This is a genomic window from Nocardia sp. NPDC005998, assembly GCF_040614395.1.
GTDB lineage: Bacteria > Actinomycetota > Actinomycetes > Mycobacteriales > Mycobacteriaceae > Nocardia.
Genome location: NZ_JBEXUI010000016.1, coordinates 168,238 through 180,528 on the forward strand (window position 1 = coordinate 168,238; position 12,291 = coordinate 180,528).

The window sequence follows — 12,291 nt, forward strand, 5'->3', positions numbered from 1 at the left end:
CGCGGTGCGGCGCTAACGGAGCACCACGCTCTGCTCGCGCTGTGGGCCCAGCATGCGGATAGCAGGTCGAGCAACCTGCCGTACCAGGAGATGCTGGCCGAGTTCGTCGATCGACGGGACCGGCTCGCCCGGCTGCAACGGCTGGTACCGCACTATCACGTGCTGTTGGATCGAGTCGGCGACCCCGATGCTCCCACGCGCCGAGCGTTGTTGGCCGAACTGGGCGGGCGTGACGCCTTGCGTTTCGGTCAGGTGGCCTGGGTCCGCGACCGGCCGAACCCGCCGCAGCTGTGGGTGGTAGCGGCCGAAGGCACACACATGGCGGTGCGGGACGCCGCAGTCCGGACCACCGACATGCCGCGAGATGTCCTGCGCGCGCTCATTACCGATGGCGTGGAGCGGCGCTACTTGCGGGTCGGTAGCGATGGCCGGACGACGTGGCTCAGCGCAGTGGACGTCGAACTGCCCTATCGGCCGCGGTTCCACGAGGCGGTGGAACGCGAGCTCGCTCTCGAATGGCTGGACTCCGACACGTCGCAGAGTTTCGGCGCCTGGCTGGCGACTCTCGGTGTGGGCGGCGACCTCTTTACTCCCTCGATTTCGGTGATGGCCACGCCGGTGCCGATCGTCGTGCCCGCCGCGCTGATAGACCATGCGAATGTCGAGGCCCGATTGCCCGACTTCATCGACGTGTTGCGCCGCGACCCGAATCTCACCGGGCCGGTCCGGGTGCTGGCGGAGTTGGCGCTGCGGCGACGGCCGATCCTCGAGGCGATTTCCGTCGAGCCCCCAGGCCGGAGTGATTCGGGACGGTACCGGACGATCCGTGTTCCTGGCCTCACCCATCTGACGATCCGCGTGCAGGACGACACGGCCGGGAACATCGTGGTTTTTCCGGCGCTAGGAGATCACGGCTTCGCCGACGCGTTTTCGCGGCGGTTCGCCGGTCAGGGCGCCGCGGACGAGGCAAGCCTCTTCGAGAAGTTGTTGGGCCGAGGACCGGCGCACCTGGCAGACGAGTCCGAGTTCGCCGTGGTGGCACGCGTCGGCGGCCGGTTGCTGCCTGCCGAAGCGGCACCTGACACCGACGGTCCGCTGCCGAGGAATCATCCGGCCGCGGCACACGCGCGGGAATACAACGGCCGCGCCGAATTCCTTGCTCACCTGGTGAAGCTGGGCCGAGGCCGCGTCGAGGTCGTTGAGCACGGGTCGCAACCGACCAGGAAACTTGTCGTATCCCGGAATGCGAGTGGCGATCTGGTAGCCGTCGACAAGAAGCGCGACGACATGTCGCCGTACGGTCTCGCCGAGAGCACTTCGCTGCGGGCGGTCTGGTATGAAGACCAGCCGCAGGACCCGACTCCCGCATACCGGGACAGTCTGCGAACGCAGCTGCTCGCAACTATGGCGGACATTTCGACCGAATTCCCGGAGCTGCTCGGTTTCGATCTGTCGGATTCGGACGGCGACCGAGCGCGTTGGCGGGCCGCCGTCGTGGACGCGACACTTGCCGCGGCGGCCGAAGCCGAAGCGGTGCGCCAGGATTTGGATCGGCACCGCGCGGAAACTGCCGCAGCCGGTCTCGATAGGTCGCCCGGAGCGGACGCACTAGCACCCATACTGGCCCGCCTCGCCGCCCTCAAACGGGCGCAGGAACGGTTGCGGGAATTGGCCCGGGTCGCTGAGTGGTATTTCACCGCAGAAGATCGAGTGACCGATCTCCAGGTTCGCCCGGGGGACGTGCTGGAGGGCCTCGGCCAGGCAGTCGACGAGCATGTGGTGATTGCCCCGAGCTCTGATGGATATGAGCTGCTGGTCGCGGCGACACCGGGAATGCACAAGCATTGGCTGCGCGAGCTGGCCCTCGAGCACCGCCGCGCAGGCTATGCCGACGCACTGTGGAACCCGCGGCCCGTCCGTTGCTTCGAGGTCGCGCTCGACGGTTCGGTGCGCGAGATCCCATCAGGCATCGTTCTAGGGCCTGCGCGCGACGACTTCCGCCGTCATGTCGAGGCGGAACTGGTGGAGGCGCTGCTCGCTACTTCGGAACCACTGCGTGGATGGCCGGGCAGCCTGGCCATGGACCGGCCTTACGGGATGGCCGGGATCGTCGCCCGGCGCGACGATCCGACCCTGTCATCGGTCGACGCGCTCGTGGCGCGAGCGTTGTTCGACGGCAAGCCACCGACGGACTGGGCCGCGGCCGACCTCAGGATCCAGCGCTGGCTGGCCGCGAGCGATAACCACGCCCTCATCGAGGTCGACGTCCCCGGTTTGCAGACCGTGACTGTGCGCGGCGTCAAATACGGTCGTAGGTGGGGGCCTTCGCCGCCGATCGGCGTGTCCGACGCCGCAGAATTCGTGTCACTGCACCGGCCCGGAATCAGAGCATCGACCCAACAACGTCTGGGCAAGAAGGTCGCCGACCATATCCTCGACCCAACGCGCCACGTCCGGCCTAGCCGTCCCCCAGCACGCCCGGCCGAACCGACGGGGCTGAACCTCACCGATCCGGACCAGCTGAAGGGCTTCTTTATTCCGCCGGGTACCGAATTGCTGGGCCACTCCCGCCGTTTCGGGCCGATTCGCTCGGATCATCCTCCCGCGAGCGCGTCGAAATCCCAGTCGACTGCGTCGCAATCCGACACGAGCCCGTCCACTGGAGGAGCGGGCGGCTTCGTAGGCCCGCCCTGGACCCACCCGAGTCGATCGGGTGACGAGAACGACCCGCTGCCTCCGCTCGATCCGCTGACGCCGGACGAATCGGCGCGAGCCGAATCGGAATGGAGCCGACTGGAGGCGATGCTCAGCGGCCGTCCCACGGCCGAGCACCCGGCCACCGTCGCGCGTTGGTGGGCGACGATAGGTGTCGTTGAGGGCCGACTCGGCGCTACGCCGAAAGTCGAGGAGTCCCTTCGGGCTCAGCGGCAGTACGAGGTGGTGCGGGGCGAATCGCACAAGATCGGAAATCTCCGAGGGATTTCCACTGGGGTCGCCGATTTCTCGAACCGCTACACGGCCCGGCGCATCCTTGCCGCCGACGGCGACGATCCGTTCACGGTGAGCGGGGAATCCGATACGGCGCGCGCGCTGCGCCGTCAACTTGCCATCGACATCGTGACCGCGTTGACCGCCACTCGTCGTCACGCTGCCGCGATGCCTGATTACGTCACCGCGCGCGAGGTCTACCTGATCCGATTCGACCTGACCGAATCCGAGACCGGCGGCGGCATCGCGATCGCCTACGGCGATCCGCAACGCTCGCTCACCGTCACCTGGGACGTGACCGGCCTGGCGATGGTGCTGGAGGGGCCCGATGGTCCGCTCAGCACCGTGCGCGAGCTCGCCGACCGGAGCGCGGCGGCGGGCGAGCTACATGTGCGCGCCTCCCGATCGGCGGCCGTGCGCGCCACCGTGATGTGGCGCCAACCTCGCGGCGCGCAGTTGCCCGCAGTTGCAGGCGACCGGCTGGCCACCGATATTCTCGCGACCCACGCCGAAATACTGCGCGGCTACCCCTTGCTCGTAGTCGACGCAGAATTGAATGGCATCCCGCCCCAGCATGCTTTGATCAGCGTCGAAGACGGTGCGCCGGTGGTCGGGTATGCCTTGCGTGATCCAGATGTCCACCACGTCGTCGACGCAGTGGCGTTGATCGCCGCGGGGGAGAGGCCGCACCGCTATCAGCCCGACGGCATGGACAGTTCGCGCTGGTCCGAATTCGGCGATCCCGACCCGACCGCGCCGTACCGGGGCAACAGCATCGAGGGGCTGGCGGACGTCGTATCGCGCCGGTGGATTTTCGGGAACACCGTGCAGGACGCCGGTCGTGGGATGCGCGCGAAATACCGACGCGCATACGCCGCGCAACGCCGCACCGAGGACGACTTCTCCTCGCCGCTACCGGTTTCGAACCACCGCTGGTCGGATGTGTCCCCGGAAGGCCGGTTCGCCGCGGGTACGGCGCCGGGTCCGACTGACTCGGTCGGTCCAGCCGCCGCCGAGCATGGCCACACCGACTACCGCCGACCTGATACCCCTGACCCCGCCACCGACCCCTATGTCCAGTTCTCGGCCGAACTCGAACAAGCAGGCGCCGATCCGGCGCGGATAGGGCTGGCACTGCGGACGCTGTGGGACTATTCGAGCGAAAACCCGGACCGGGACCACCGGTCGGGTGCCCCCCGGGTTCCCACGGACCCGCGCGCAACCGCGGCGGCGTTCCTGCGAGAAGTCCGTCGGCTGCATGATGATTCGCGCAAGGGCCGCATCATCGATGAGCCATGGCCCACGGATGTTCGCGTGACCTACCACCTACTGGGCCATTATGTCGATCCCGATTACAACCCCATGACGCACGACGTGCCGGTCTTCGCTCGGATTGTGCCACTGGGGACCGAGGAGGCGGACAAGCAAAAGGTCGGTGAGGTACGCGCCGTAGTGAGAGAGGCTGCGGCCGAAGGGGATTGGCTGCGAGCGGAAGACAGCCATCTCGGTGACTTCGTGCAGGCGGTCTCCGAACTGGCGGCCAACGTGGGCGAGCACGGTGGCGGCGGATTCGCGCGGGTGGAACTCGCAGGTCCGCCAGGTCGACAGAAACTGACCGTAACCTTCTCCGACAGCAATCATGAGCTACCGCGATACGGCACACTCGACCAGTCGGCGGAGGCTCAAAAGGTGCATCACCGCGGCCAGGTGATGCTGCGCTGGTACCTCCTCAACAATCCCGGCCTGACCTACAGCTTGCAAGACGACTCGGCCTGCAAGGCGATCAAGCTGGTCTGGGCCGAAGATGAGCGCGATGTACAGCCCAGCGATGATGTCCTGGAGCTTTCGGATGAGGACGAAGCACCAGATCCCACCCGAGCGTTTCGTCTGGAAGCGGCGATCGACCGCGCCGACGCGAACCACGCCGCGCGAGCTCGGTCGGCTGAGATCGCCTCGCAGATGCGGTCGAGGGGCTGGCCGGAGGACACCTGCGACGCCACCCGCGAGTCCGTTGCGGCCTGGATCGAGCACGAGCCGACCGACGGTCCGCAAGGGCCACGCATACTGCGTGCGAGCATCTCCGCGACCCATCTGCGCGTCGAATTGGCCGACGACAGCCCGGATCTGCTCGAATTCCCGGTGCCCGAGGCGTTGTTCCCACGGAATCCCGACGCACCCGAGCAATACCCCGGCGCGTGGGGATACACCATTCGCCGCAAACCGAACGTAGAGCCCGAGCCCGTGTTCGAAGTCGATCCGGAAGCGCTGGCCGCACTACTGGAATCCGACGAGGATCCGGAGCAGATGGTGGCACGCCTGATGGCGCCGACAGAAGAGCCGCGCGCCAGGCTGGAGCACAAACGTGCCGTCCGCGTGATGTGGTTCAACCTCAGCCGAGACCCAGATCTCGAGCCCGATCCGGATTCCGCCGCACCCGGCGACGGCGCGCCGGGCCAACTCACATCCACCGACATGCGAGGACACCCCGGCACTGACATGCAAACGCCCGACGGCCCACCTGAGGACCCGACCGTCGTGGCCCAACAGTTGGCCGACGGGCGCGCCAACCCGGATAGCCCGAGCCAGATGGTGGCCCAGCGCTCGGACACCCGGTTTGTGGGAGATGAAGCGCCCGAAGACTTCGTCGAATTTCTGACGGGTTTCGCGGCCATCGAAACGCCTTATACCGATCTGCGCGCGTGGGTGGTGGATCAGCCGAACATTCATGCGCTTGCCGAAGGGCTGCACGATATCGCAACTCGCCAATGGGAGGCGTATACGGTCGGGGCTCCCGCTCCGTCGGCCGCTGTTATTGCCACGGCTCGGCTCATCAGTGTGGCCTTGGAGAGGTTGAGCGTGAGCTTCACCGAGAACCTGCCGGAGCTACCGGATGCGCTGCCCCCGGATTCGGCGTTGCCCGGTCTGATCGACAACGTGACCATCCGCGCAGACGAGGTCGCCGAAATGCACCGGCTCGCGAGCGATGTGTTCAACCTGGCAGGGTCACTTGCCGACGAGGTACCTGCCGCATTCGGGTCGGACATACAAGATCTGAGTTCGTCGGTGGCATACATGTCCATACACCTGCAGACCCTCCGCAACATCTCTGCGAGGCTCGCCGGACCGCCGCCGTCGCGCACGGATCTGGACCAGTGGTTTAACGCCGTCAAGGCCGACCTCGTCGGTTTCTTCTACCGGCACCAGAGGGTGCCGACAACGTGGTCCGAGACTGTCGAGGGGTATCTGTCCGACCGGAGTGGCCGTGACAATCACTCCGACGCGACGCAGGCAATGCGGCGGCTACCTGAGCGTGAGTCGACCTTCCGCAATACCCTCGACGGCACAGATCTCGAATTCCGCACGGCGGCAATCGACTATCTCACCGACGTCACCACGGTGCTTCGCCAGGTCCTACCCCACACCTGCGATGAGCGTTTCGTCCGAGATCTCGTCGCAAAGGCAGTGGATGCGTTCGCTCGGACCGAAGCGCGTATTGGCCCCTGGCCTCCAGCGCAGCGGGCGCAAGTCATGCTGACCGAGCTGTATCAGGCGCTGGACCGCGACGACGGCGAGTCGCGGTCGCTGCGCGAGCTGTATTGGAATATCCTCCAAAATCCGAGCGCCAGATCAGAATTCGTGGCAAGCGTCGAGCTGACACTGTCCGGGTTGGAATTCCTGCCAGACAGCGGCTCGGCGCAAAACAACGATGACGCGCACCCGGACATCGCCTTCTACCCGGCTGCGGCATCGCCGCCGGATCGAACGCTGATGATCGTCGACCCACTTGGTCCCAGGTCGGAGCTCGACCCAGGCGTGGAACGCATCGGCCTGATCAACTCCATTGGCACCGCGTTGGCCGACCGGCAACCTGGGGCTTACGGGAAAGTCGAACTGGACCAGACCTTTTTCCGGTTGCTTGCCGACCGCGTTGCGTGCGCAGATATTGCTCGGGTGATCGCAGGCGGCGGCCGGTTGCTGGTTCCGGGCGTTCCTCGCCGATTGGTCAGGGACGCCGCGGTGCGGAGCAAGCTGGATCAGCTCGAGGCGTTCGGTTTCGCGTCGGCCTATGTGACGGACGACGATAAGGCGGACCCCGTCAATCCGACATTCACGCTTACCGCGGTCCGCTCCGGGGACATGGTGCCGGAGAGCGCATTTCGCGCTGTCCTCGTCATCCGGCGCGGACTTGCGCACGTTGAGCTCGGCGTGAGACGCTATCCCGATTTCCGGTGGTGGCTCTCAGAATCGGCCCTGATCGACAGCGCCGATGGTGTTGCCGCCGAAACGGCTTGGCTGTTGCAGGTGGCGGGTATCAATGCACCGACGCTGATTGCATGGCAAGCCGAGGCCACGCTGCTCGTAGAACAATGGCAGCGTTCCGAATCGCTGTGGCGGCCCGGTGCGCAGGACCGCCTAGCGCAGGCGCAGGCCAGACCGTACGGCGCGACGTTGGTACTCGGGGGGCGGGGCAAGGATCGTCGCGGCAGAGCCGATCCCCGGATCACCATCAACCGGGAACCGAAGGCCGAACCCGACATCACGGCGTCGTTCCCGCGCCTGCATCGCCTGCCCGCCAATGCGTTCCCGCGGATCGCGGTCGCCGCCGACCACCTCGGCCAACTGCACAGCCCGGTCGCCGCGCGCCACGCGCACCGAATCCTGTCACCCGGCGGGGTGCTGCGCACCGATCTGATCGCAGTCGATCCGAACGATAAATACCAGATCCGCGACGTCGCACAGCACCTGCGTGATGCTGGATTGACGGTGACCGAGTCCGAACCGAGACCCGGCCTGTTCCGCATTACCGCCCGCAAGCCCAGCGTTACAGACGATGACGCCACCCACAGCGCAGCTGCCGAACCTCCTGCCGACCCCGACGCACCGACTGAACTCGTCACAACCGAATCCAATTCGCCCGCAGTCGATATCGCCATCCTCAACGGCGACATGGCTGGCTCTCGGCCGAGTGCCGATGTGTGGTCGGAAACCGAAGCTCGTGCGGCCGAAGGTCGTTCGATCATGTCGCCGTGGACCGAGCGGCCGCTGTTCGATGACACGCCGTCGCTGATCGGCCGAGACGCCCTCGCTGTCAGCCGCCACCCCGAGGCTGTGCCCGGGGGCGATTATGGAATCGGTTCCCCCAGCGCAGATGCGATCGCCGCGACACTGTACGACCGCAACGAAATTCGTGTGACGGATGCCGTTCGCACTGGCTTGATCGCGATGCTGCGACGGTGGAACGATCTGATATATCGGCAAACTGCGGAACTCGTCGGTGACACGAGATTAGGGACATTGCACTACGCGGTGGCGTCACTGGATCCGTCGTACCGTCGCGAATTGCTTGGCGCGATTGATTCCCCCACAGCAATGCCGAGTCTGAAGGTGGTTAAGGCATTGGGACTCGAGCTGATCGACCGTCTCGGCAACTCGGCCGCAACTGCCGCGCTGAACCGAGTCGACGCCGGGGACCGCGCGTTGATTCCCGTGATCGAGGCGGCTGTGACACGCGACCGCGAATTCGCGGTGGGGATGTCGCCGCTCCTGGTTGAGGTGGTCGATTTGATAGCGCAAGGAGTCACGAAGCGAACAGACCTGGCGGCGCGCCTCGATCTGAGCGAGAGAGGACTGCATCACCGCCTGAAGTCGATCGTGCGGTTCCTACGTGAGGATGACGAGGACCTGTCTTCTTCGGTGTCCGCTCCCCGCGAGGCGCGCCTGGCGCACATCATTCGTGAAATCGACAAGCACGCCTTCGACGGGGTGTGGTCGGGCGTGTTCCGAGAAGTCGCCGATATCGTCGAGATACGGGGCCTGCCACGTGCGCGGGGAGAGGAAGCATCGGCGCTGTTGTGGGCGCTGGCCGCCGCAGGCGGCGTGCCCACCCACGTGCAGGCGGAATATGTCGGTGGCTCGATGGTCGTGCTGACCCTGCATCCAGCAGGTGAGCAGAGCACCGCCGATTATCTGGAAACGGTAGGCGACGTGCTGGGCCAGGCACCCTACTGCCTCGTCGTGGCAGACGACGCGGATCACGTAGTCACAGTACGCCTGGTTTTCAATGGCGACGCCGCTACCGGCCGTGACGGCATTTGGACCGCCCCGCGCGGGCGGAACTGGGTGAACGAGTCTTCTAGCGCAGTGGTGCGATTGATGTTGTGGACCCGGCTTTCGCGTTGGGGCAGGGAAACCCGAGGCGGGGACCGCAAACATCTTGCAGACCGCAGATACGAGCTGGCGAGCGACAGAAAATCACCTGGTCCGCATTCAGTGGTCGATGATTGCGCGGTGTGTGGTCGACCCGACTTGGTGGGCGACATCTCGGTCGTTCTCGATCTCCGCGCGCTGAGACAGGCAGAGGTCGATCTGATCGCCCTCGATGTAGATCAGCTGGTAATCCGGGTGAAGCTGGAGCTGCGCCGAATGCGCGTAAGGGCAGGCGTTACACAGGAAAAAATGGCAGAAACCGTCGATGTCGACGCCCACATGGTGGAGCGCCGCCGACAACAGCCGCGAGCCGGGACCATCCGGAGAGTGGTGCACGCGTGCAAAAGAATCGTCGAGGAAGCCGACAGCCTTGTCCGGCTCAACAATGCTCCAGCGTTGCGTGAACTACGCGACAAGCTCGATATGCAGGAGATTGATCCTAGGGTGGCAGAGACAGCAGTACAGCTGCGCGAAATGCGCTTATTCGTAGACCTGTTACAAGAGGAACTTGCCACGAGGCTCGGTACCAATAAAATGCGTATTTACAAGGCCGAGTTGGCCCTACGGCCGATGTCGCGGCGTGAAATATCAGCGTGGGAGAAGGCGTGTTTGGCGGCGCTTGCAGAGCGCACGCAGACCATGCCGTTGCTACCCCGCCCGCCGGACCCTGCTGAGCCCAGCCCTGGCAACGCGGAGCAGACGCAATTGCCCGAACTTCCCTCGCCGACATCGGATTCCGATGCGCGAGTCGCCGTTATCGATGTGCCGTCGCCGGACACCGAAATCGATGATGCTGTAGTTGGTTTCGCCGCGTTGATGGAGCACGCCCCCGAATTCACTTCGGTCGATTGGGCGGCAATCGATGCAGCTCTGAGCCGTGTCGAAGATCGGCACCGGGACACCGACTCCGACAGACGAGACCGGTTGGCGGCCCTACGCATGCTCATGGACGCACACCTGCTGCTGGAGGCGGCCGCTGATCGGACGGAAACCAAGCGCACAGACATGCACCGCATGCTCGCTCGGATCCATGCGATGCTCCCATCGCTTGCTGGTGTCGAATTGTCGTTGGCGCACTACGAAGACGGTGGGATCACGGCGATCATCGATCACCCGTGGACCGGGTTCGACCGTACAGTTGAGCCGATCTTGGCCGGGGCGCGGCTGCGGATCGCCAAGCGGGACATCATCGCAGGCACGGATCATCGGCTCGAATGGGAATGGAGCCCGTCCGGCGCAGACCAGCAATACCCGCACAGCACCGTCGTCGCGGATCTCGATGACCGGCTCAGTGTGTTGATCGAGAACGAGCCCACTGCCGTACCGGACACAGTGGCGGGTCTGCGAGAGGACATCGACCGACTTCGCAGCGGGACACAAGCCGAACCACGCTCGTTGGCATATCGGCGGGCACTGCGTTTTCAGGACCGCTTGCGGCTGTTCGAGCAAGTGGCCCAAGCCATGTCGCGGCAATCGCCCAGTGGAGCCGCGAACAGAAAGGCGGCGCAAGACGCGGCCGCCGCCATCCTGGCGGAGATTCCGCTGGGCACACGGATTCACCAACCGGAGGAATGGACCCGATTCGGACGGGAACCGGGAATATTGGAAATCCGGTTGCCCCATGACGCGCCGGAGATTCCGCAAGCCCAGCTGGGCCGGGTCACATCCGCGTCTGCGGTGCTGTCCTGGTCGGACGACAGCGACAGCGACGGAACAAGTTTCGTGCTGGCCGTGACTCTCGATCTCGCGCGTCATATGGCACCTCGAGCCGATGAGGCGATCCCGGTTGAACAGATCCGGGACGCCGGTGCGGCTGCGCCGGTCGAAGCGGTCGAGCTTAATGCGCCGGTCGCGACGCCGACCGCCCGGGCATGGCGTGAGCTGGATGTTCGCCGTTGGTTGATGGAACTCGACACGGCACGCGAAGTGATCGCGGAGGTGTTGGCGGCGAGCGGCTCGGAGCATGCAGACCTATTCCTGGACTGTTACGACGACAGTGTGACGGTGACAGTCGAATACCAGTCGCCCGATGTTCCGCAGGCCGCCACCGCGGTACTCGGACGGCACGATCTGGCGTGGACGAAGGTCGCGGGTCCCGGAGGACGGCAGCGGCTTGTGTTCGCGGTGCCGCGTGACGGCGATCGGGCAGGCAGCGAGCTCGATGCTCGGATCACCGGAATCGTGCGGCGCATAGCCGATCTGGCCGATACCGGCACCTTCTTCCCTGATGATCTCAGCGAAATCGACAGTGACATCGTGGCTGTGCGGCTCGCCGCCGACGTCGAGCCCGGCTCACTGACCCAATTGCGCACCCTCCGACTGGGTGAGCGGGGCGACGCGGTAGAGCGCGTCGACCACGCTGCTGCCAGCGCATCCTGGTCCCGATCCGACCGCGTCACCGGTATGCGGGCAATCCAGAACATCATCGCCGTCGCGCCGCTCGACCGCCGAATTTCGACGTTCGCCGCACCACTGCGAGGGCCGTCAGGCACCGCCCTGTATCTCCGGCTCGAGGTCACCGGGCGGGCGGTGCCACGTGATCGCCTTGCCGCGGTGATGGATACCGTCGGTGCGCGGCAGTGGACGATGACCCGGATCACCAGCGACCGACATCAGATCGAAGCTTGGATCCCCCTCCTCGGCCCGGACGCCCATCCGGACACCGATCTGCCCGGCCCAGCCGAGGGCGACAGGCCAAACCTGCTCGATGACGGAACGATCTTCCACCGCTTCGACCCACGCAGGCCGGAAAGCGTTGAGGCCGTACAACTTCACCGCCAGATGGCAAGACTGCGAGCGGATCTGATCGCCAACCACGATTCTGGACCCGCCGGCGCGTATCTACTGGGATCGGTTCGCGCCGAGGTATTCCACGACGTGTTCGCGGCGCTCGAACCACAGCAGCAACGCGACTTGCTGGAGCGGGCGGTTGCGGATGTGGTCGATTGGAGTAAAGCGGTTCGGCAATTGGTATCGAACATTGCCGACCATGGCCTGGGACCTAGTGCCGTTTCAAGCAACGTACGGTAGGAAATCGGGCAGTCGGACCTTGGAGTTGACGGCGAAGTCTCGTTTGGGTTGGGCGTGTTGGTTGCG

1 protein-coding gene (only partly in view) is annotated in these 12,291 nt (G+C 65.3%); it reads left to right on the plus strand.

Translation table 11 applies throughout. The features are described from left to right. On the plus strand, positions 1 to 12,225 hold the 3' end of the coding sequence (locus ABZ293_RS22425; RefSeq protein ID WP_355183441.1) for a GNAT family N-acetyltransferase. It extends 64,992 nt beyond the left edge of the window; only the last 12,225 of its 77,217 coding nucleotides appear in the window; its start codon lies beyond the left edge, outside the window; its stop codon occupies positions 12,223 to 12,225. Positions 12,226 to 12,291 lie beyond the last annotated feature (66 nt).